The organism is Collinsella sp. AF14-35 (assembly GCF_003464565.1).
In the GTDB taxonomy this organism is placed as follows: domain Bacteria; phylum Actinomycetota; class Coriobacteriia; order Coriobacteriales; family Coriobacteriaceae; genus Collinsella.
Genome location: NZ_QRZD01000026.1, coordinates 857 through 22344 on the forward strand (window position 1 = coordinate 857; position 21488 = coordinate 22344).

The following is a 21488-nucleotide window of genomic DNA, read 5'->3' on the forward strand; positions in this document are numbered from 1 at the left end:
ACGGGCGCCGGGTCTGGAGCGGGCGTGCGCGCCTACGGCGTGTATCTGCAGGATGCGGGCCTTGGCGATGGTGCGGCCGGCTGTCGTCTTTCCGTCGACGCCTCGTGGCTTGATGCGACCGGCGCCGACGGCGGCGTTGCGTGCACGGGCGGCTCGCTTGTGTCTGCGCGATTTGTAACGCCTGCTAGCGGGACCTTTGGTACTAGTGGCGTGGTGGATGCTGCAGGGGTCGTGGCACCGCATGTTGTGATTGAGCCCGATGTAGCCACGCCTCCGGCGGGGGAGACCGACAGGGGCGAGGTGACTGGCGATAGCGCGGGCAAGTCTCCCACCGATGCTAACCCCGCTGCCGGAGAGCCCACCACAGGACCCACGGTAAATCCGGCGCTGAAACCAGCGGCCGCGACAACCAAGATAACAACGACAGTAACCAAGACCACGGTCGCCAAAGTCCCCAAGCCCAAAGCTGCCACCGCGGCAACTGCGGCACTCCCCAAGACCGGCGACAGCAACTGGGTCGTCGCCTCTGTGGCGCTTTTCCTTCTGGGGACAGCGCTCTTGGCTGCCGCATATCGCTGCTAGGGCCCCGTTTAAGCGAGACCAGGGGGTGGTAAATGCAGCTATTGCAGAAGTCTATAGCCTTCTACTAAATCATCTTCTTAGAGATTGGTGCCGTATCAGCTATCGCTGCGACGGCACTATTTTGTTTAGCTCGACTGCCTCTCGATCTGTTACCGATGTTGAGCCCTACACCCCATCCGCCAGAGCGATAAGATAATTGCAATTCAAATACTGCCGTTTATTAAGCTTCTTGTTCCACTTAAGGATTGATATATGTCTAATGAAACTGAAGTTGAGGTTGATGATGTAGCCTCGTATATCAAATACATCAACGGACTTTCACCAACAATAAATGGTGACGCCAGAACATATGAATCTACATTTGTTTTCCGAGGACAAGGATCCACTAAGTTTGATCTTGTTCCGTCAATCGGAAGAGACAGCTATCGGCGTGAACTGGGATCGGACACCATTTCCCTTATCATAGGCAGTCTTACGCACGAGGCGGACATTATTGAAACTGCCTGCCGCATAATGCCAAATATCTTCAAGCGTGATTTGCTTCCGATTGATCTTTTAGCCTGCCTCCAGCACTACGGAGTCCCCACCAGACTATTAGATGTAACTTCAAACGCGCTTGCCGCCCTCTATTTCGCCTGCGGCAATCCTGAAGACGTGGGCGAAGTATTTATCTTTAGGCGACCGGGAGGAGATAAGCGGGAATATCCCATCTGCCAGGCAATTGCGGACTCTTGGCATCTGTTTTTGAACTCAAAGATTCTGTCTCATTTTGCCTCGCTTGCAATATCTAGACCATACTTTGACTATCAACGTGATCTAGTGCTTTCAAATTGCCCTGAACCAACTGATCAGGCAAAATGGTTTAAGAAGTGCTGCGAAGATACATTATTTGTCTACGGAACTAGATATCTTGATAGACAAGCCGCTCAGTCCGGCCAATATATTCTTTTCCCAAATGACATTCGTGGTAAGGATTCTTCTTTGTCGTTTGATGACTTAATAAGTCCACTGCCCAAAGACAGTCCCGTGATAGCCGGTCGTTGCATAGTGCCATCTAATAGAAAAGCATCAATACTGAACGAGTTGAGTAAACTTGGCATTACCGAAGCTTCGCTCTTTCCCGACAGCATTGAGAAGAGATGCGCCGGCATAGTGAGTGAGATTAAGAGACACCGTCACTGAAGATTGCTCTTAATATCAGCGTAGAGAATTATGCTTCAGGCATTATGTCATACGCACTTATAAGGTTCATTGCCTAAAATCTCAATTTAAAACCGATATTTGTTCAAAGCTAACAAATATCGGTTTTAAAACTATATAATTGTTCTTATTATTTAAGGATGTCTGTAAATAATCGATATATTTGAGAAGGATTCTAAAGATGATCCTCAATTTTTCATTTAAGAACTTTCAGAGCTTTCGAGATACTCAGCAGTTCTCGTTTGAACCGATTTCGAGCAAAAAGGAACTTGGGCCCGTGCGAGTGGCTGCGGTTTACGGCGCAAACGCGTCAGGCAAATCAAATTTCCTAAATGCTCTTTACTTTGTCTCTTACTTTGTTCGTACAGGTTATGCGACAGGCGATGCGAATTCTCAAATACCCATCGTCCCTTTTTTACTTGACTCGGAATCGCGATCAAATGACACAGAATTCTCGATAGATTTTATCGCCAGCAATTTGAAGTATGAGTTTTCATTTGGTGTAAACAAAAATGAGGTTACATATGAGAATCTCACTGTGTATCGATCAAAACAGCCGTCCCTTCTTTATGACCGCTCTTCGATAAACGGGGAACAGTCAATTAAATTTGGTAGCACCTTTACAGGCGCCAAAAAACAACTTTGGGATATCACGCGCAATAATTCATTGTTCTTATCTGCCGCCGCGGCGGCTGGAAGTGATGTAATTCAACCCGCATTCGCAGCTCTTGCCAATGACATCAATCTCTATGATGCAACGCATTATCTAGCAGAACTCGCCACCATAAAAAAGCTGTTTATCAACGATAACGCACGAGCTCAGATGCTATCTCAGCTCATTAAATATGCTGATATCGGAATTGACGGCATGGATGTCCGTCAATCGGAAGGCGTCATGGGTTTAAAAGACTCACTCATTGGACTCGATGAGATTCCGGAAGAGGCACGTAATAAAATTGCAGAAGACTTTAAATTGTCGTTCGCTTATGACCTGTTCTTCCACCATAAAGGCTCGGGAGATGGCTTTTGGCTGGACTCCGCCCATGAATCGGAGGGCACAAAAGCTGCGCTGGCGTTTTTCTCGGTAGCCTTACGCTCTTTAAGCAGTGGGGCCACAACAGTAATTGACGAGCTTGATTCGAGTCTTCATCCTACGCTCCTGCGCGACTTCGTCTCACTGTTCGCCGATCCCGACACAAATCCAAAGAGTGCGCAGCTAATCTTCTCAACCCATGATGTCACCTTGATGACGCGAACCAGCCCCATGGAAGAGGTGCTCGAACGTGACCAGGTCTGGTTTGTAGAAAAGGACTCTGAAGGTGCTTCGCAATTAATTGCTGCGATGGAATATTCTCCTCGCGCAAATGAGAATCTGGGGCGCAATTATTTAAACGGTGTATATGTGCCGCTGCCCAACCCAAGTTTTCATCAACTTGTAGCCCAACTCATGAAGGAAGGCGCTGACATAGATGGCTAAAACAGAAAGGAGGGGGCTTGCTCGCGGCCGCAAAAAGCAGACAAGAGCCAAGCGAAAGCGCCACCTAATTGTGTCCAATGGAAAGGTGACCGAAACCGATTATTTTAACTTCCTTATTACTGAAATGGACGTTCGCGGAAACGTGCTGTATCGGCATATTGACGGAGACCCTTTGAAGGTGGCCAAGCAGCTTTCGCGAGAGCTCGATTCAGATAAAAAGGCCGTTAAAGCAGGCGAAATCGAAGCATTGAGTTCCGCATGGATCGTGGTCGATTCAGATGAGTTCAGAAACCTAGCCGCAGCAGAACGAGAAGCAAAGACAAAGGGAGTTAGGCTCGCGATCTCCAACCCATGCTTTGAAGTATGGCTTATCGATCATGTCTCACCATGCCCGGAAACTTTTGCATCGACGCCACAATGTGAGAAAAGAGCGCGCGACCTTGGCGTTCTAAAATCTACTGACCCCAACAGGTCCTCCGCGTCAAAGTTCAAGTCGGTAAATCTCGAAATGATTGACGGCAACAAGGACCAGGCTTTGACCAATGCCGCAAAGCACAACACGGATGATAAACGTCGTGCAAGAGAAATGTATCCGGACAACGTTGTCGCCTATCAAGTATGGACAGACTTGCCTAATCTTGTAGATGACGTATTTGGATCGGGTAACTAGTGTGATTCATCCCGCGTTAGGGGCAGGCTTTTAACTCAAAAAATCGTAAACGAGGTAGCAATACTATGGAGCTATGTTCAGCTAGAAGACGGCACTGGACGCGCTGTCTGACAGCCCCGAGCCCAAAGACAACCAGTACTTTGCATGGATCCAGGACCTTGTTTCCGGAAACCGCACGCGAGAAGAACTCGCCGACGAGCTGCGCCGCGGTTGCGTTGTGGGCACGGGCGATCCGTCGCACGTATAAAATCAAAGCATCCGCACGCCTGCCATTATCTTGATTGGATGCCACATGGAACTCCCTAGCACCCTGTGCAGCAATGTCTACGACTTTGCGTTTTGCCACGAGCCCCGCTACGACCGCCTGGTCGACCTCGCCGACCCCGAGGACTGGGGTCCCGGCAACCGCATTCTCAAAAACTACCTGTCGTTTTCGTTTAGCCGCGCGGTGTTCCTGACCGAGCGCGACGTGGACCAGACCGCCCCGTCCAACTTGCCGCTGGTGTTCGACGACGACCGCTGCCTATTCAACACCGGCCTGTACACGCGCCGCTACGAGACCATCTACGGTCTGTTTGAGCCCAACACCAAGCCCGATGCGCGCCAGCGCTGGTTTTTGAAGGGTTTCTTTAAGGAAAGCGATCCCATGCTGGTCTCGTTTGAATACCTGCCGTGCCGCGTGCGCTTTGCCGAGGACCCCTCCGAGCTGGTCTTTGACTACCGCCTGCCCATCCGTTCCAACATCGACCACATTCTGGGCGACGAGGAGAACCTCACGCGTATTCCCGCCAGCCTGATGGGGGAGGGCAACTCGCTGCTGCTGCGCCGCGCCTTTGAGGGAGCCGTCGTCGAGGCCGCCCGCCGCGCCGCCGCCAATTACACGCTCGCCGTGCCGCAGTTCTACGGCGGTCGGATCCAACTGCTGCTGCCGCTGTGCCTAACCGGCGACAAGCCCGAACTGGCGCTGACCATCCAGCGCGAGGACGGCTTCTACGCCGCGCGCACCTGCCTCACGCTCGACATGGCCTATAACAATGCTCGACTTATCTGCCGTCCCGAGACCTCGTGGATTAAGCGATAAAGGGTGGCTTAACTGCGGTTTTGCCGATTGCCTTGGTTGTTTTGGCTTGGCTAGCACCCACGAATTTAAAATCGAGGGCAAAAAGTTCTTGGTAAACCGCGCGCGGCTATGTTAGTATCTCTTTTGCCGAAAGGCGACGGGCGATTGGCTCAGGGGTAGAGCATATCCTTCACACGGATGGGGTCACAAGTTCGAATCTTGTATCGCCCACCATCTAAAGCACAGGTCAGAGGTGTTAAGCCTCTGACCTTTTTCTTTTTGACACCAAAATTGAAGCGAAGTTACCTAAGGCGTTATATGTTACGCAGTTCACCTTAGGTGTCGTCATTGCGCGTTTTGCAAAATGCGTCTGCGTTCATTCATTGAATTCCCTGCGTAATCTATGTGCAATTGTGGAGACAGAGACCGCTGGCTCACAGCTTGTACCAGCGCGTTCATGCCTATGGCGGCTTTTCAACGGATTGCGTCAAGCTTTTGGTCAGCGTTTGGTCAGCTTCCGGTACTTACCCGCATGATGCCCCGGTAGATAATCGTCCACGACCACAACCGCACGGTCTACGGCCGATACCAGGGGAGGCGCAAATGGACGAAATCGTCTGCGCAAACACCGCATTCCGCTATTGGCGCTGCCCACCGCAGGTGCGCGACCTCTACCCGCGCCTACCCAACTCCGAAGAAGGCTGGCGAGCTCTATCCCAAGCCCCTTTCGTAACCGACGTCCTCAAGACCCCAGTCATCACAGCAGCATCAACTCGAAGCAACCTACATTCCGAGACAAGACGGACCATCCGATGGAACAGCGCCTATACAGAGAAGGTCTCGATCGACACGGGCATGGGCTTTAGCGTCACAGACCCTCTTCATACGCTATTCACCATGACTCGAAGCGTTTCTTCATGCGACCTGGTTCTGGCCATGTACGAGCTCTGCGGATGGTTTTCGGTTTTTAAACCATCGCCCGCGGTCGACATGGCACTTGAGCAAGCAAAATCAGAAGAAGAGCAGTACACCACAGAAAGTCTTTTTGAACTAGATGAAACCCAAGACGAGGCCCCATGGAAGCGAGTCTATGCTCGGGCGAGCCAGAAGGACAGCGAGAATGATCAAAGTGGGCAGCAGAATGACGGATCCGGAAATAAAGCAAACGGAAAAGGCACATCGCTCTGGATGAGAAAGCCTCTTATTGAAATAGAAGAACTGCACAAATTTGCAGCGAAGGTTAAGGGCGAGATGTGGGGAAAACAATTCTACGAAGCCGCACGGCAGGTAATGGGTATTGCGGCATCCCCGCTAGAAGTTGCTGGAATCATGTTGCTAAGTCTTCCGAGGCGTACTGGCGGAGCGGAGTTTAAAAACATATACGTCAACGACTTAACACCGCTGTCGAATTCAGCTCGAAAAATCGCAGGTCAGAAAATCTGTTACGGCGATATCGTCATCGTAAACCCAATAATAATAAAAGCTGTGATTATCGAACTTCAGGGAGAGGTTATCCATGGTTCAGGCGCCGTGCTGGACCACGATGCCGCACGAATGACAGCATTACAAAGCATGGGATACGACGTATTTCTTGTAACCCATGACATGCTCAATGATCACGATCAGCTTGATGCCATCATTCACAGTGTGTGTGAGCGATTGGAGTTGCGCTACAAACCAAAAACCGAGGCGATGAGATGCGCTGAGACCAGATTGCGAGCCAACGTTCTGTGCAATTGGCTTGGTATTGGTAAGTAATAATGTTCAAGTGAGCATTATTACTACTTTATATGCTGCAGTAATTAAGTGCCATTTTAAAACCACGCCGGTTTACTACGTTGGATTGGGGGTAGCTGAGCACACCGAATTCGTCGCTCGTAAAACCGCAGGTAGAATGCCTGCCCGTTTTGCGAATGTAGGCGTGTGGTCGGAAATCCGGGAATCGTCGTAGTAAACCGGTCCGTTTATGAAGCGACCAGCTGGCGCGAGCTGCGCACGGTTCAGTAAATTGACCCGAAGGCGCGGAGAAGGGCTCAGACGAAACCCTCCCGCGGAAGCACCGCGGATTGCTTTGTTCTGGCCGGCGGCACCTGGGGCGCGCCCCGCGGGCTATTTCGGGCATCGTGTGTCCCTTCGGCCCCGCGCCGTTCCACGCACCGTAAAATCTTTTCCAAAATTGTCCTTGCATCGGCGGGGGAGTTCCCGTATAGTACTTTCTCGCACGGGGGCGTAGCTCAGCTGGGAGAGCGCTTGACTGGCAGTCAAGAGGTCAGGGGTTCGATCCCCCTCGTCTCCACCCGAGCATTGAATGAGGCTCCAACGCAAGTTGGGGCCTTTTTTCATATCTATCGATTTACACATCTTTTGGCTGGGCAGCATCTTGGCTACATATCCATTGTTAATCATAAATATGAATGTTAATAACTTTACGTCTGTGGATGGCAAAGCTAGTCCGCAGCGCCAATAACAAAGAGGCCAGGCGTAATGCCCGGCCTTAAAAATCTCTGGTGGGCCCTCCGGGATTCGAACCCAGAACCCAGGGATTATGAGTCCCCTGCGCTAACCGTTGCGCCAAGAGCCCTTATGAACGGTGAATGCAATTCTAACAAAGGCAACTCAGACCTAATTTCTTCGCTTCACGACGTGAAATACTACCATGCACGAGCAAGTCGCACAACGCAAGATCAAGTCCGATGCTAAACAACAGCTAATCTAGGCGAGTCGCAGAAAAGACGCGATCTAAAGAAGTTAAGGCCTTTAATTCAGGGCTTCGACACATTTTTGCGTGAAATCAACCTGATGCCATTTCAAAACCATGCCGGTTTACTACGACGAATCGGCGACCCCCGAGCACCGTGTGTTCTCCGTTTGCAAAACCGCAGGTAGGTAGCCCGCCGGTTGCACGAAAAGGCGTGCGTGGTTGGACATTCCTGATTTATCGTAGTAAACCGGCATGGTTCTGAGGCGCTGGGGAGGGGCGCTTCGCAATCGGACCCGATAATGGGACTGGCGGCGCACGGAAAACCCTGTTGAACGGGGCGCGTCGTGTTCCACGCGCCAAGTCGGCCGGCGTACGGGCTGTGCGGGGGCCAGGCGCCCCGCGGGCTGGCGCGGTCCCGTGCGCGCCGACACTCGCGAAAATTTTTCCAAAATTGTCCTTGCATCGTGGTCCGAGTTCCCGTATAGTACTTCTTCGCACGGGGGCGTAGCTCAGCTGGGAGAGCGCTTGACTGGCAGTCAAGAGGTCAGGGGTTCGATCCCCCTCGTCTCCACCCGAGCATTGAATGAGGCTCCAACGCAAGTTGGGGCCTTTTTTCATATAGGCACACAAGGTCAAAGGCGGCAGCATGATCCTCCTGGTCGACAAGATCGAAAAAAGCTTCGGCGCGCGCGTCCTCTTTAGCGGCGCGTCCTTCCAGATCAACCCCGGCGAGCGCTTCGCGCTCGTGGGCCCTAACGGCGCCGGCAAAACCACCATGCTCAAAATCATCATGGGCATCGACAGCCCCGACGCCGGCCAGGTCCAGTACGCCAAGGACTGCCAGGTGGGCTATCTAGAGCAGGAAACCAACCTGGAGCAAAAGGACACCACCATCCTCGCCGAGGTCATGGCCGCCGCCAAGGAAATTCGCCGCATGGGCGAGCGCGCCAACGAGCTGCAGGCCCAGATCACCGAGCTCTCCGAGAAGGGCAAAGACGTCGACGCGCTCCTTAACGAGTACGGCCAGGTCCAGGACCGCTTTGAGCACCTGGGCGGCTACGAGCTCGAGAGCAACGCCCGCAAGATCCTGTCCGGCCTTGGCTTTAAGGTCACCGACTTTGAGCGCCCGTGCTCCGAGTTCTCGGGCGGCTGGCAGATGCGCATCGCGCTTGCAAAGCTCTTCCTGCGCCACCCCGACCTGCTGCTGCTGGACGAGCCCACCAACCACCTGGACCTCGAGAGCGTCCAGTGGCTGCGCGGCTTTATCGCCAACTACGACGGCGCCGTGCTCATCGTCAGTCACGACCGCGCCTTCATGGACGCCTGCGTCGACCACGTCGCCGCGCTCGAAAACCGCCGCGTGACCACCTACACCGGCAACTACAGCAGCTATCTCAAGCAGCGCGAGGACAACCTGGAGCAGATGCGCGCCAAGCGCGCCGCCCAGGAACGCGACATCGCCCACATGCAGGTCTTCGTCGACAAGTTCCGCTACAAGCCCACCAAGGCCGCCCAGGCGCAGGAGCGCATCCGCAAGATCGAGCAGATCAAAAAGGAGCTCGTCATTCTGCCCGAGGGCCACAAGCACATCGACTTTAAGTTCCCCGACCCGCCGCGCTCCGGCGACATGGTCGTGGGCCTGGAGGGCGTCTCCAAATCCTACGGCGACAAGCACATCTACAGCGACATCGACCTCAAGCTCTACCGCGGCGAGCACGTGGCGCTCGTCGGCCCCAACGGCGCCGGCAAGTCCACGCTCATGAAGATCATCGCCGGCCTGGAGCCGCCTACCTCCGGCACCCGCGACCTGGGCACCAACGTGGGCGTCGCCTACTATGCCCAGCACGCGCTCGAGGGCATGACCGAATCGAACACCGTCCTGCAAGAGATCGACACCGTCACGCCCAAGTGGACCGTGCCGCAACAGCGCAGCTTGCTGGGCGCCTTCCTGTTTAGCGACAATGACGCAATCGAAAAGCAGGTCCGCGTCCTCTCCGGCGGCGAAAAAGCGCGCCTGGCGCTCGCCAAGATGCTCGTGGCGCCCGAGGCGCTTCTATGCCTGGACGAGCCCACCAACCACCTGGACATCGACTCGGTGGACATGCTCGAGAACGCCCTGCAAAACTTCCCCGGCACCATCGTGTTGATCAGCCACGACGAGCACCTGGTGCGCGCCGTGGCCAACCGCGTGATCGACATCCGTGATGGCAAGGTCACGGTCTATGACGGCGACTACGACTACTACCTCTACAAGCGCGAGGATCTCGCTGCCCGCGCCGCTGCTGAGGCGGCAGGGGAGAGCGCGCCGGTGGCAAGCAAGAGCAACAATGCCGCCAACGCCGTCCAGGCCAGTAGCCCCGCCGCGGCCCCCAAGCCTGCCGAGGGCAAAAAGACCAAAGAGCAAAAACGCGCCGAGGCCCAGGCCCGCGCCGCGCTCAACAAAAAGCTCAAGGGCGTGCGCAACCAGCTCAAGAAGATCGAGGCAGAGCTCGACAAAAAGCGCGCCCGCTATGACGAGCTTATGGAATTGATGGCAAGTGAAGAGCTTTATGCCGATCAGGACAAGTTCAACGCCGCGCTGGGGGAATATAACAGCCTTAAGCAAGAGCTGCCCAAGCTCGAGGACGAATGGCTGGAGCTTTCCACCCAGATCGAAGAGGAGACCGCGCGTGAACTCTCGTAAGGCCGCTGCCGTGGCGATGAGCATCATCGCCATCGTCTGTCGTATCTGCGGCATCTTTATGAGCGCGATGACCGTGCTGCTGTGCTTTAGCGGCCTCACCGCCAAGCTGCAGATCGTGGGCTTTGTCGTTGAGCTTTCGCGCGCCCTTCCGAGCGCCATCGCCGGCTACGGCGTCATCACGTCGCCCTTTGGCGGTGTGTTCCGCCTGGATTACGCCATCGTCGCCGTGATCCTGTTTGTGGGCGATTACCTGCTCACGCGCGCCTCGCGCCGCGTCCGCTAGGGGAGCGCCATGTCCAGCAGCTACCTCATGAACCTGCTCGCCAGCGCTGTCGCCGTCATCGTGGGCATCGTTATCCACGAGAGCGCGCACGCCGCCGCAGCCTGGGCGCTCGGCGACAAGACGGCCCGTTCGCGCGGCCGCGTCTCGCTCAACCCACTCAATCACATCGACCCATTTGGCACCGTCATCTTGCCGCTACTCATGCTTGCCGCCGGCGGCCCGGTGTTCGCCTTTGCCAAACCCGTGCCCGTCTACCTCAACAACCTCAAGCACCCCAAACGCGACGAGGTCCTGGTGAGCGCAGCCGGCCCCGCATCGAACATCGCCCTCGCGTGTCTCGCGGCCGCCCTCATGCACGCGGCATACGGCAACCTCTACGCCAGCATGTCCTTTGCCGTGGCGTCCCAAATCATGAACTTCGGCGCCACCTTTATCGTGGTCAACCTGTCGCTCGCGTTCTTTAACCTCATCCCGATCCCGCCGCTCGACGGCTCGTCGATTATCGTGCCGTTCCTCAAAGGCAAAACGCTCGCCAACTACTATCGCCTGCATCAATACGCCATGCCCATCCTCATCCTGGTGCTGTACCTGCTGCCCATGTGGACCGGCATCGACGTGATCGGACGGTATTTCGACGTTACCGTGTATCCGCTGGCGGAGCATCTGCTCAACTTCGCAATCGCCGGCATCTAGGGTAAACTTACAGGTCGACCGTGCAAAACGGTCGCAACATGCACCCAAACCGCGCCGCGAAGGCGCCGTCAAAGGAGGTCGAAGATGTCGTATCGCGTGTCGACGCAGGTCTACAGCGGACCGTTCGACCTGCTGCTGCAGCTGGTAACCCGCCAAAAAGTAGATATCGGCGCCATCTCGATCAGCGAGGTGGCCGAGCAATACCTTGCCGAGGTCGAGCGCATCGAGGCACTGGACCTAGATGTGGCGAGTGACTTTTTGCTGGTCGCGGCAACCCTTTTGGACATCAAGGCTGCCTCGCTGGTGCCCCAGGAGGCCCCGCGCAACACCGAAGAAGATGATGAGGACGACGAAGATCTCGAGGAACTCAGCGCGCTCGACGGCGATGCCCTGCGCGAGGTCCTGATCCAGCGCCTGATCGCCTACAAGCAGTTTAAGGGCGCGGCGGCGGCCCTTGGCGCGCGCATGCAGGCCGAGAGCCGCATGCATCCGCGCGTGGCCGGCCCCGACCCCGAGTTCTTGGGCCTTATGCCCGACTATCTGGCCGGCATTACCCTGCGCGGCCTCGCCGTCATCTGCGCCGACCTGGACGGCAAGCGCCAGACCTTCCTGCTGGAGGCCGAGCACGTGGCACCGCATCGCGTGCCGCTCGACCTGACCGTGGCCTCGGTCGACCGCTTTACCATGGCGCACCAAACCTGCACCTTCCGCGAGCTGCTGGACGGCGACGCCACCACCGAGCAGCTCGTCGTCACCTTCCTGGCCATGTTGGAGCTCGCCAAGCGCGGCTCGCTCACATTGAGCCAGGACGAGATTTTTGGAACCATTCAAATCAACCGCGTCGAGGGCGCCGAGGCATACGTGCCCGGCGAGGGCCCCGAGCTCACCGAATAGGAGCGGCAACCATGTCAACCCTTTCCACGCTAGAGGCAAACAGCCTCAAAGGCGCCCTCGAGGCGCTGCTGCTGGTGTCGAGCGACCCCGTAAGCGCACCTGCGCTGGCAGGTGCGCTGGATATCGCCCCGGGCGAGTGCGCGTCGCTTTTAGCCGAGCTCAAAGTTGAGTACGAGGAGGCCAATCGCGGCTTTCAGCTGCGCGAGGTCGCTGGCGGCTGGCGCCTGTTCACACACCCCGCCTACCACGATGTGGTCGAGGCCTATGTGCTGAGTTGGGACACGCAAAAACTGTCGCAGGCGGCGCTCGAGACACTCGCCGTCATAGCCTACCACCAGCCCGTCACGCGCGAGGTGGTCAAAGGCATTCGCGGCGTCAACTCCGACGGCGTCATCGCATCGCTCGTGGATAAGGGCCTGGTGCGAGAGCTTGGCCGCGACCCCGAGCGCGGTCAGGCCATCATCTACGGCACGACCAACGCCTTCTTGGAAAAGTTCGGCCTGCGCTCCACCCGCGACCTGCCCGACCTGGAGCAGTTTGCCCCCGATGAGCAGTCGCGTCAGTTTATCCGCGAGCGCCTGAGCGGCCGCAGCATTCAGTCCACGCTCGAGGAGCAGGCCGAGGACTTGGACGAAGAGCGCGAACTGATTGATACCGATGTTGAGGACGACGCAGATGAAGAGATCCTGATCAGCGGTGACAGCTCGGAGGATATGCATGACGAGGACTAACGAAGCAGGGGAGACGCACATCGCCGGCGTCATGGGCGCGCCCGCGACCGACTCCCAGCCCGTCTACCCGCACACCATGCGCCTGCAGCGCTTTTTGGCGCGTGCGGGCGTTGCGAGCCGCCGCGGGTCGGAGGACCTGATGACCGCCGGCCGCGTGACTGTTAACGGCGTGGTCGCGACCGAACTGGGCACTAAGGTCGACGTCGACCGCGACCACATCGAGGTCGACGGCATGCCCGTCAAGCTCAACCAGGGCGCCGTGTACCTGATGCTCTACAAGCCGACCGGCTACCTCACCACCATGAGCGATCCGCAAGAACGCCCTTGCGTGGCCGACCTGGTCCCGCGCGACCGCTTTCCGGGGCTCTTCCCGGTGGGTCGTCTGGACCGCGACACCACGGGCCTGTTGCTCTTTACCACTGACGGCGACCTGTCGCAGGATCTGCTGCACCCCAGCAAGCACGTCTACAAGACCTATCAGGCGCTCGTGGACGGCCACCTGACCGATCGCGACTTGGAACCACTCCGTCGCGGCATCGAGCTCGACGACGGCCTGTGCCAGCCGGCGATCTGCCGCGTTATTAGCGCGCGCGAGGCAGAGACCGTGGCACCGCAAGGCGTCAAGCCCGGCACCACCGCCGTGGAGGTCATCATCCGCGAGGGACGCAAGAACCAGGTCAAGCGCATGCTGAGCAAGATCCACCATCCGGTGATCCGCCTGCACCGCTGCAACTTTGCCGGCCTGGAGCTCAAGGATGTGGCCAAGGGCTCGTGGCGCGAACTCACCGACCGCGAGGTGCAAATCCTCAAGGCCGGCGGCATCCCGCCCAATCAGGCCAGCTCCAAGCGCGCTGCCGCGCCGGCGACCAACACCGCAAGCCACACACGTCACCACGGCAGCCACGGCTCCGCGCCCAAGCGCAATACCTATCGCGAGCGCTACACGGGCTAGTCAGTCCGCCAGCAAGCAGCATCCCCGCATCATACCAGCACGTCAACCACCGAAAGGAAGCATTGCATGATCGTCGCCATCGACGGCCCCGCCGGTTCTGGCAAGTCCACCATCGCCAAGGAGATCGCCCGCCAGCTGGGCTTTAACAAGCTCGACACGGGCGCCATGTATCGCGCCGTCACCTTCGCCGCACTCGACCGCGGCATCGACCTGGACGACGAGGCGGCCATCGACGCCCTCGCCAAGCAGATCGAGATCCGCTTTACCAACGGCACCGGCGAGGACACGCGCCTGACCATCGACGGACAGGACGCATCGGCTGCCATCCGCACCCCGCAGGTGGACGCCAACGTCTCCAAGGTCTCGGCCTACCCGGGTGTACGCGCCGCCATGCTCATCCATCAGCGCCGCGCCGCCGAGGACCGCGATATCGTGGCCGAGGGCCGCGACATCGGCACCGTTGTATTCCCCAACGCGCAGGTCAAGGTATTCCTGACCGCCGACCCGCGTGAGCGTGCCCGCCGCCGCGTGCTGCAGCGCCACCAAAACGACGCCCAGCCGCTTACCGCCCCACAGCTCGAGGTCGAGGTCGACGAGACCCTCGATGCCCTCAAACAGCGCGACAAGCTCGACAGCAGCCGTGAGGTCGCACCGCTCGTTCCCGCCGAGGACGCCGTGCACGTCGACTCCACCGCCCACACCATCGACGAGGTCGTACGCATTATCGAGGACCTCATCAACCAAAGGAGGTAGCCCATGCGCCTGTTTAAGCAGACGCCCGAGGATTATTACAACGCCCCCTACGCCGAGTTCCCGGCGCTCATCCGCGGCACTGTCGCCGTAGTCATGGGCATCCTGTGGGTCTTCTCCAAGCTCATGTGGCGCTGGAAGGTCGAGGACGCCGACCTGCTGTTTGAGCGCCAGGACGGCCGCGGCAGCGTAGTCATCTGCAACCACACCTCGATGGCCGAACTCTTGGCCGTGGAGACGGCGCTGTTCTTTGGCGGCCGCCGCATCCGCCCCATCTTTAAGTCCGAGTTTGCCAAGAGCAAGATCGTGCGCTGGGCCTTTAGCCGCGTGGGCGGTATTCCCGTCGAGCGCGGCACCGCCGACATGAAGTGCCTGCGCGCCGCCCAGCATGCACTGCAACGCGGTGAAGACGTCCTGATCTTCCCCGAGGGCACGCGCATCCGCTCGCGCGAGATTAAGCCTGAGGTCCATGGCGGCTTTGCGCTTATCGCCCAGATGGGCAAGGCGCCCGTCAACCCCCTCGCCATTTGTGGCTGGTCCGACATCACGCCTAAGGGCAAAAAGCTCATGCGCCCCAGGAAGTGCTGGATCCGCGCCGGCAAGGCCGTCTCGCTAACCGACGCTCCGACCGAGCTCAAGCGCAAGGAGCGCCTGTCTTGGTTTGAGTCCGAGGCTATGAGCCGTGTCTACGCCATGCGCGACGAGCTGTGCGCCGAGCACCCGGGTAGGTTCTAGCCATGGGCGATAAAATCATGAACACCGTCGAGGCTGTGCCCGGCAAGGCAGACGTCCCCACGATCGAAATCGCTGCCCACGCTGGCACCTGCTACGGCGTGCAGCGCGCGCTCGACATGGCGCTGGCCGCCGCACCGCAGCCAGGGGAGAACACTCAGGTCCACACCCTGGGCCCGCTCATTCATAACCCCATTGTGGTGCGCGAGCTTGCCGAGGCGAGCGTTGGTCTGGCAGACACCTTGGACGACGTCGTGTCGGGCACCGTGATCATCCGCGCCCACGGCGTGGTGCCGCAGGTGATCGAGGCCGCTCGTGAGCGTGGCCTCAACGTGGTCGATGCCACCTGCCCCTACGTGAAGAAGGTTCATGTGGCGGCCGAGCGCCTGGTGCGCGAGGGCTACCGCGTAATCGTCGTGGGCGAGCCGGGCCACCCCGAGGTCGAGGGCATTCTGGGCCACGCCGGCGATGACGCTCGAGTCGTGAGCTGTGCCGCCGATGCGGACGCGCTGCCGCTCAAGGGCAAGGTGGGCCTGGTTGTGCAGACCACCCAAACCGCGCAGAACCTGGCCGAGGTTGTGGCCTCCATCGCCCCGCGCGTGCAGGAGCTGCGCGTGATCAACACCATCTGCGCCGCCACGAGCGAGCGCCAGCAGGCGGCAGCAACCCTCGCCAACCGCTGTGATTGCATGGTCGTCGTGGGCGGCAAAAATTCGGGCAACACGCGCCGCCTGGCGCAGATTTGTGCCGATGCCTGCGAGCACACGCATCACATCGAGGAAGCTTCCGAGCTTGAGGCCGCATGGTTTGCCAGCGCGCGCCACATCGGCATCACCGCCGGAGCCTCCACCCCGCAAGAACACATCGAACGCGCCGTTGCGCGCATCAAGGAGCTTTGCCGCTAATCATGGACCAGACCGTACCCGCATACGCCGCCGAGGTGGCCGATTACGGGCGCAGCCGCGACCCCGAGCCGGGTGAGGGTGCGCTCGTTAAGAACGTGCGTCCCGAATCGCCCGCATGGGATGTGGGTATCGAGCCGGGCATGCGCGTGCTCACGGTCAACGGCGAGCAGCTCACCGACATGATCGTGTGGCTCTGGGAGGCAGATGACGACACCGTCGAGTTGGAGGTTTTCGACCCGCGCGACAACACCGTCACCCCCGTCGAGCTCGACCGCTTCCCGGGTGAGGATTGGGGCCTTGTGTTCGACGGCCCCATCTTTGACGGCATGCGTACCTGTGTCAACGCCTGTGTGTTCTGCTTTATGACCATGCTGCCCAAGGGCGGCCGCCCCACGCTCTACATTCGTGACGACGACTATCGCCTGAGCTTTTTACAAGGTAACTTTGTCACGCTGACCAACCTTTCCGACGAGGACGTGCAAAACGTTATCGATCGCAACATGAGTCCGATGAACGTGTCGGTCCACGCCGTGAGCCCCGACGTTCGCCGCCGCATGATGGGCCGCAACGCCCAACGCGGCATGGACGTGCTCGAGGCCATCATGGCAGCTGGCATCGAGATTCACGCGCAGATCGTGCTGTGCCCCGGCATGAACGACGGCGAGGAGCTGGAAAAGACCCTGCGCTATTGCGAGGAGCATGAGCAGATCACCAGCCTGGGCATTGTGCCGCTCGGTTTTACCAAGCACCAAAACCGCTTTAGCTGGTCCTACAGCGATAAGCCCGAACTGGCGCGCGAAACCATTGCCATGATCCGGCCCTTCCAGGACCGTGCCTTCGAGCGCTTTGGCCGCCACACCTTCCAGATGAGCGACGAGTTCTATCTGGACGCCGGCATCGAGCCTCCCGAGGCGGACTTTTACGACGGCTACCCGCAGTACTACGACGGCATCGGCATGATCCGCTCGTATCTGGATGAGACCGACAACGTGCTCGCCGCCGACGCCGAGCGTCTGGCCCGCGTCCGCGAAGCCATCACAGCCCGCGGCCAGCACCTGCTGTGCCTCTCGGGCGCCAGCGCGCGCGATACGGTCGCGCGCTTTGTGGAATCGCCGCACGGCCTCGCCGGCACCGTCACGGCCATCAAAAACCGCTACTTTGGCGGCAACGTGGACGTGACCGGCCTCATCGTCGCGAGCGACATCCTGGAGCAGCTGTCGCAAGACCTATCGGGGGTTATGCTCTTTGTGCCTAAGCTCATGTTCAACGCTGACGGCATGACACTTGACGAGTATCATCGTGACGATTTACTCGCAAGCCTTACCAGTCGCGGCGCCGAGGTTCATGTGGTATCGACCATGCCGCATGAGCTGCTCGATACCCTGGAGCACATCCTTGGCATTGTGCCTGCCGACTCTACTAATTCCGCTGACCCTACCCATTAAAGGAGAGCAGATGAAACCTATCGTCGCCGTCGTCGGACGCCCCAACGTGGGCAAGTCCACGCTCGTTAACCGCCTGGCCCAGACCTCGGACGCCATCGTCCACGAGTCCCGCGGCGTCACGCGCGACCGCTCATACCACACGGCCGATTGGAACGGCCGCGAGTTCACCATCGTCGACACGGGCGGCATCGAGCCGCTCAAGAGCGATGACGTCTTTGCCACGTCCATCCGCGACCAGGCACTAGCCGCCGCCGAGGAAGCCGCCGTCATCCTGTTTGTGGTCGACGGCCGCACCGGCGTCACCGAGGAGGACGAGTCGGTCGCCCGCATGCTCAAGCGCTCCGACAAGCCGGTCTTTCTGCTGGTGAACAAGCTCGACAATCCCGATCGCGAGAACGACAACATCTGGGAGTTCTATTCGCTCGGCATCGGTGAGCCCACGCCGCTCTCGGCCCTGCACGGCCATGGCACGGGCGACTTGCTCGACGACATCGTGGCTCTGCTCCCCGAGGAGGAGGACGAGGTCGCCGACGAGTTCCCCGACACGCTCAACGTCGCCATCATCGGTCGACCCAACGCCGGCAAGTCTTCACTGTTCAACCGCATCCTGGGCGCCGATCGCTCCATCGTGTCTAACATCGCCGGCACCACGCGCGACGCCATCGATACCGTCGTCGAGCGCGACGGCAAGCACTACCGCATGGTCGATACCGCGGGCATTCGCAAAAAGAGCACCGTGTACGAGAACATCGAGTACTACTCCATGGTCCGCGGCCTGCGCGCCATCGACCGCGCCGACGTGGCGCTGCTCGTCGTCGATGCCTCCGTGGGCGTCACCGAGCAGGACCAGAAGGTCATGGGTCTTGCCATCGAGCGCGGCTGTGCCATCGTGGTGCTGCTCAACAAGTGGGATCTGCTCGACGATGACCGCAAGCGCGAGGCCTGCATGGAGACCGTCGACCGCCGTCTGGGTGTCATGGCTCCCTGGGCCCAGTACCTGCGCATCTCTGCCCTCACCGGTCGCAGCGTCGAGAAGATCTGGGCCATGGTCGACGCCGCCGAGAAGACGCGTTCGCAAAAGATCGCCACCTCGCGCCTCAACACGTTCCTCACCGACCTGCGCGAGTTTGGCCACACCGTGGTGGACGGCAAGCGCCGCCTGCGCATGCACTACGTGACCCAGACGGGCGTCAACCCGCCGACGTTTACGTTCTTCGTCAACCACAGCGACCTGGTCAATGACACCTACCAGCGTTACGTGGAGAACCGCATGCGCTCGACCTTCAACTTCGCCGGTACGCCCATCCGACTCTTCTTTAGGAAGAAGGAGCAAAAGGATGCTTAATCCGATTCTGCTGACCGCCATCTGCGCCGTGGTATCGTTCTTTATCGGAGCGATTCCGTTTGGCCTGATCCTGGGCCGCGTGTTCAACCACACCGATATTCGCAAAGCGGGCTCCGGCAACATCGGCACCACCAACGCCCTGCGCGTGGCCGGCCCCAAGGTGGCAGCGCTCACGTTGCTGCTCGACTGCCTGAAGGGCGCCATCTGCGTCCTTATCGCGCGTCCGCTCATCGCGAGCGTGGGCTATGGCTTCCCTGTGAGCATCATGGCTCCCGGTGCCGCCGGCGACTGGATGCTCGGCGTCATCTGCCTGGCTGCCGTGTGGGGACACATCTTCTCGCCCTACCTTAACTTCCACGGCGGTAAGGGTATCGCTGTGGGCCTGGGCGTGATTCTTGCCTGGTACTGGCCCATTGGTCTGTCGCTGCTGGGCATGTTTATTGTGGCCGTCGCCATCACCAAGTACGTGTCGGTGGGCTCACTTGCCGCCGCCATCGGTCTTCCCATCGCCGTCTGCGCGGTCTTTCCGTACAGCAGCCTGGGCCTCAAGTTTTGCATGGCGATGATCGGCATCACCGTGGTGTGGGCCCATCGTGCGAACATCAAAAAGCTCATGACGGGTAAGGAGTCCAAACTCTCGTTTACCAAGCGCGTCACCGAGCCCGACGATAAGTAGGAGAGAGTCATGAATGTTGCGCTGATTGGCTCCGGCTCCTGGGGAACCGCCGTCGCCGGCCTTGCCGCCGCGCGAGCCGAGCGTGTGACCATGTGGGCCCATAGCGAGCAGACGGCCGCCGGCATTAACGGCGAGCATCGTAACCCCCGCTATCTGGTGGACTACGTGCTGCCGGAAAACGTTGTCGCCACGACGGACCTGGCCCAGGCGCTCGACGGCGCCGAGGTCATCATCTTTGCCGCGCCTTCGACGCACCTGCGCGACGTCTGCCACCAGGCGGCACCCTTTATCGCCGCCGACACCCCGACGCTCTGTCTTACCAAGGGTATTGAGCCCGAGTCCGGCCTGCTCATGAGCGAGGTCATTGCCAGCGAAATCGGCAACGAGTCGCGCGTGGCAGCACTCTCGGGCCCCAACCATGCCGAGGAGATCTGCCGTGGCGGATTTTCGGCCGCCGTCATCGCCAGTGAAGACACACAGGTGGGGAAGACCTTTAAGGAGCTGTTGCTTTCCACGGCCTTCCGAATCTATCTGTCGCAGGACATGACCGGTGTTGAGGTCTGCGGCGCCATGAAAAACGTCATCGCCATCGTGTGCGGCATCTCCGCCGGCTCGGGCGTGGGCGACAATACGCTCGCCCTTATCATGACGCGCGGCTTGGCCGAGATCAGTCGCCTGGTGCATGCCCGCGGCGGCCAGGCCATGACCTGTATGGGACTTGCCGGCATGGGTGACCTCATCGCCACCTGCACCTCGGAGCATTCGCGCAACCGCACCTTTGGCTACGAGTTTGCTCACGGCGTGTCGCTCGACGAGTACCAGGCCCGCACGCATATGGTGGTCGAGGGTGCCGTCGCGGCCCGCAGCGTCAGCGAGCTCGCCCGTTCACTGGGCGTTGACATTCCGCTCACCTTTGCCGTGGAGCAAACGCTCTACAACGGTGTTACTTTGGATAGGGCGCTCGAGATTCTCACCGACCGCGTCCCATCGCATGAGTTCTACGGACTCACCGACTAGCGCAGAAAGGCATCTACCATGGGTTCCATCAAAATCGCTCCTTCCGTCCTTTCGGCCGACATGGCCAACCTCAAGGGCGAGCTCGACAAGATTGCCGGCGCCGACTACGTGCACTTCGACGTCATGGACGGTCACTTTACCGGCAACCTGACTTTTGGCGTTGACATCCTCAAGGCCGTCAAGCGCTCCACCGACGTGCCGGTCGACGCGCACCTGATGGTGTCGAACCCCGACGAGACGGTTGATTGGTACGCCGACGCCGGTGCCGATATGATCACCGTGCACTACGAGGCCTCCACACACCTGCACCGCACGCTCACGCATCTGCAGCAGCGCGGCGTCAAGGCCGGCGTGGTGCTCAACCCCGCCACCCCCGTCTGCGTGCTCGAAAGCATCATCGACGTTGTCGACATGGTGCTGCTGATGAGCGTGAACCCTGGCTTTGGCGGGCAGAGCTTTATCCCTGGTACTATTGCCAAACTGCACGAGCTTACGGCCATGTGCGAGCGCCACGGCGTGTCGCCTCTGATCGAGGTCGATGGCGGCATCTCTTCCAAAAACATCGCCGAGGTCGTCAAGGCTGGCGCCAACGTGCTCGTGGCCGGTTCTGCCGTATTTAAGTCCGAAGATCCCGCCGCCGAGGTTGCGCTGCTGCAGAAACTGGGCAACGAGGCCGCACAGGAGGCATAAAC

Annotated in this window: 20 protein-coding genes and 4 tRNA genes; 23 read left to right on the plus strand and 1 reads right to left on the minus strand. The window is 59.0% G+C overall.

All coding sequences use genetic code 11. The features are described from left to right. From DWW12_RS09965 to DWW12_RS08145, 8 genes are all read left to right on the plus strand, one after another. Positions 1-582: hypothetical protein (locus tag DWW12_RS09965; protein ID WP_199570760.1), on the plus strand; the 582-nt coding region annotated here is incomplete at its 5' end. A gap of 252 nt (positions 583-834) precedes the next feature. Beyond that, positions 835-1764 (plus strand): FRG domain-containing protein, encoded by a 930-nt coding sequence (locus tag DWW12_RS08115; RefSeq protein WP_117855677.1) that lies wholly within the window; start codon positions 835-837, stop codon positions 1762-1764. 199 nt (positions 1765-1963) lie between these two features. After that, a complete protein-coding gene (locus tag DWW12_RS08120; protein ID WP_117855678.1) occupies positions 1964-3259 on the plus strand; it encodes an ATP/GTP-binding protein in 1296 nt (431 codons plus the stop codon). Next, a complete protein-coding gene (locus DWW12_RS08125) occupies positions 3252-3929 on the plus strand; it encodes an RloB family protein (RefSeq protein ID WP_117855679.1) in 678 nt (225 codons plus the stop codon). Before DWW12_RS08120 ends, DWW12_RS08125 begins: the two co-directional genes overlap by 8 nt. 292 nt (positions 3930-4221) lie before the next feature. Next, complete coding sequence (locus DWW12_RS08130) at positions 4222-5010, plus strand: DUF3825 domain-containing protein (RefSeq protein WP_117855680.1); 789 nt, start codon at positions 4222-4224, stop codon at positions 5008-5010. Positions 5011-5148: 138 nt separating this feature from the next. Beyond that, positions 5149-5223, plus strand: a tRNA-Val gene (locus DWW12_RS08135). Positions 5224-5592: 369 nt separating this feature from the next. Beyond that, positions 5593-6747, plus strand: a complete 1155-nt coding sequence (locus DWW12_RS08140; RefSeq protein WP_117855681.1) for a hypothetical protein — start codon at positions 5593-5595, stop codon at positions 6745-6747. A gap of 465 nt (positions 6748-7212) precedes the next feature. Beyond that, a tRNA-Ala gene (locus DWW12_RS08145) sits at positions 7213-7285 on the plus strand. A gap of 209 nt (positions 7286-7494) precedes the next feature. Here the strand turns inward: DWW12_RS08145 and DWW12_RS08150 are convergent. Then, a tRNA-Ile gene (locus DWW12_RS08150) sits at positions 7495-7570 on the minus strand. Between the two features lie 618 nt (positions 7571-8188). Here DWW12_RS08150 and DWW12_RS08155 point away from each other — a divergent pair. The 15 genes from DWW12_RS08155 (at position 8189) to rpe (ending at position 21486) form a co-directional block, all read left to right on the plus strand. Further along, positions 8189-8261, plus strand: a tRNA-Ala gene (locus DWW12_RS08155). A gap of 75 nt (positions 8262-8336) precedes the next feature. Beyond that, entirely contained in the window at positions 8337-10373 is a 2037-nt protein-coding gene (locus DWW12_RS08160) for an ABC-F family ATP-binding cassette domain-containing protein (RefSeq protein WP_117855682.1), read from the plus strand. Continuing rightward, positions 10360-10656 (plus strand): hypothetical protein, encoded by a 297-nt coding sequence (locus tag DWW12_RS08165; RefSeq protein WP_233544275.1) that lies wholly within the window; start codon positions 10360-10362, stop codon positions 10654-10656. Before DWW12_RS08160 ends, DWW12_RS08165 begins: the two co-directional genes overlap by 14 nt. 9 nt (positions 10657-10665) lie before the next feature. Beyond that, complete coding sequence (locus tag DWW12_RS08170; RefSeq protein WP_117855683.1) at positions 10666-11349, plus strand: site-2 protease family protein; 684 nt, start codon at positions 10666-10668, stop codon at positions 11347-11349. Positions 11350-11433: 84 nt separating this feature from the next. Next, the gene (locus DWW12_RS08175; RefSeq protein WP_117855684.1) at positions 11434-12243 is read left to right on the plus strand and encodes a ScpA family protein; all 810 of its coding nucleotides are present in this window, start codon (positions 11434-11436) and stop codon (positions 12241-12243) included. Between the two features lie 11 nt (positions 12244-12254). Beyond that, the gene (gene scpB, locus DWW12_RS08180) at positions 12255-12974 is read left to right on the plus strand and encodes an SMC-Scp complex subunit ScpB (RefSeq protein ID WP_117855685.1); all 720 of its coding nucleotides are present in this window, start codon (positions 12255-12257) and stop codon (positions 12972-12974) included. After that, the gene (locus DWW12_RS08185; RefSeq protein WP_199570762.1) at positions 12961-13926 is read left to right on the plus strand and encodes a pseudouridine synthase; all 966 of its coding nucleotides are present in this window, start codon (positions 12961-12963) and stop codon (positions 13924-13926) included. Before scpB ends, DWW12_RS08185 begins: the two co-directional genes overlap by 14 nt. A 66-nt stretch (positions 13927-13992) precedes the next feature. Continuing rightward, positions 13993-14679 (plus strand): (d)CMP kinase, encoded by a 687-nt coding sequence (cmk, locus tag DWW12_RS08190; protein WP_117855686.1) that lies wholly within the window; start codon positions 13993-13995, stop codon positions 14677-14679. Positions 14680-14682: 3 nt separating this feature from the next. Next, complete coding sequence (locus tag DWW12_RS08195) at positions 14683-15411, plus strand: lysophospholipid acyltransferase family protein (protein ID WP_117855687.1); 729 nt, start codon at positions 14683-14685, stop codon at positions 15409-15411. A gap of 2 nt (positions 15412-15413) precedes the next feature. Beyond that, the gene (locus DWW12_RS08200) at positions 15414-16313 is read left to right on the plus strand and encodes a 4-hydroxy-3-methylbut-2-enyl diphosphate reductase (protein WP_233544276.1); all 900 of its coding nucleotides are present in this window, start codon (positions 15414-15416) and stop codon (positions 16311-16313) included. 2 nt (positions 16314-16315) lie between these two features. Beyond that, complete coding sequence (locus DWW12_RS08205; protein ID WP_117855688.1) at positions 16316-17758, plus strand: DUF512 domain-containing protein; 1443 nt, start codon at positions 16316-16318, stop codon at positions 17756-17758. 10 nt (positions 17759-17768) lie between these two features. Further along, positions 17769-19103 (plus strand): ribosome biogenesis GTPase Der, encoded by a 1335-nt coding sequence (der, locus tag DWW12_RS08210; protein WP_117855689.1) that lies wholly within the window; start codon positions 17769-17771, stop codon positions 19101-19103. After that, entirely contained in the window at positions 19096-19779 is a 684-nt protein-coding gene (gene plsY / locus DWW12_RS08215; protein ID WP_117855690.1) for a glycerol-3-phosphate 1-O-acyltransferase PlsY, read from the plus strand. Before der ends, plsY begins: the two co-directional genes overlap by 8 nt. A 9-nt stretch (positions 19780-19788) precedes the next feature. Next, the gene (locus tag DWW12_RS08220; RefSeq protein WP_117855691.1) at positions 19789-20796 is read left to right on the plus strand and encodes an NAD(P)H-dependent glycerol-3-phosphate dehydrogenase; all 1008 of its coding nucleotides are present in this window, start codon (positions 19789-19791) and stop codon (positions 20794-20796) included. A gap of 18 nt (positions 20797-20814) precedes the next feature. Then, positions 20815-21486 (plus strand): ribulose-phosphate 3-epimerase, encoded by a 672-nt coding sequence (gene rpe, locus DWW12_RS08225; RefSeq protein ID WP_117855692.1) that lies wholly within the window; start codon positions 20815-20817, stop codon positions 21484-21486. Positions 21487-21488: the final 2 nt, after the last annotated feature.

Bases quoted from the DNA above. Each gene is read 5' to 3' on its own strand.
- DWW12_RS08115 (WP_117855677.1), top strand. From the start codon at position 835: ATGTCTAATGAAACTGAAGTTGAGGTTGATGATGTAGCCTCGTATATC.
- DWW12_RS08120 (WP_117855678.1), top strand. From the start codon at position 1,964: ATGATCCTCAATTTTTCATTTAAGAACTTTCAGAGCTTTCGAGATACT.
- DWW12_RS08125 (WP_117855679.1), top strand. From the start codon at position 3,252: ATGGCTAAAACAGAAAGGAGGGGGCTTGCTCGCGGCCGCAAAAAGCAG.
- DWW12_RS08130 (WP_117855680.1), top strand. From the start codon at position 4,222: ATGGAACTCCCTAGCACCCTGTGCAGCAATGTCTACGACTTTGCGTTT.
- DWW12_RS08140 (WP_117855681.1), top strand. From the start codon at position 5,593: ATGGACGAAATCGTCTGCGCAAACACCGCATTCCGCTATTGGCGCTGC.
- DWW12_RS08160 (WP_117855682.1), top strand. From the start codon at position 8,337: ATGATCCTCCTGGTCGACAAGATCGAAAAAAGCTTCGGCGCGCGCGTC.
- DWW12_RS08170 (WP_117855683.1), top strand. From the start codon at position 10,666: ATGTCCAGCAGCTACCTCATGAACCTGCTCGCCAGCGCTGTCGCCGTC.
- DWW12_RS08175 (WP_117855684.1), top strand. From the start codon at position 11,434: ATGTCGTATCGCGTGTCGACGCAGGTCTACAGCGGACCGTTCGACCTG.
- scpB (WP_117855685.1), top strand. From the start codon at position 12,255: ATGTCAACCCTTTCCACGCTAGAGGCAAACAGCCTCAAAGGCGCCCTC.
- DWW12_RS08185 (WP_199570762.1), top strand. From the start codon at position 12,961: ATGACGAGGACTAACGAAGCAGGGGAGACGCACATCGCCGGCGTCATG.
- cmk (WP_117855686.1), top strand. From the start codon at position 13,993: ATGATCGTCGCCATCGACGGCCCCGCCGGTTCTGGCAAGTCCACCATC.
- DWW12_RS08195 (WP_117855687.1), top strand. From the start codon at position 14,683: ATGCGCCTGTTTAAGCAGACGCCCGAGGATTATTACAACGCCCCCTAC.
- DWW12_RS08200 (WP_233544276.1), top strand. From the start codon at position 15,414: ATGGGCGATAAAATCATGAACACCGTCGAGGCTGTGCCCGGCAAGGCA.
- DWW12_RS08205 (WP_117855688.1), top strand. From the start codon at position 16,316: ATGGACCAGACCGTACCCGCATACGCCGCCGAGGTGGCCGATTACGGG.
- der (WP_117855689.1), top strand. From the start codon at position 17,769: ATGAAACCTATCGTCGCCGTCGTCGGACGCCCCAACGTGGGCAAGTCC.
- plsY (WP_117855690.1), top strand. From the start codon at position 19,096: ATGCTTAATCCGATTCTGCTGACCGCCATCTGCGCCGTGGTATCGTTC.
- DWW12_RS08220 (WP_117855691.1), top strand. From the start codon at position 19,789: ATGAATGTTGCGCTGATTGGCTCCGGCTCCTGGGGAACCGCCGTCGCC.
- rpe (WP_117855692.1), top strand. From the start codon at position 20,815: ATGGGTTCCATCAAAATCGCTCCTTCCGTCCTTTCGGCCGACATGGCC.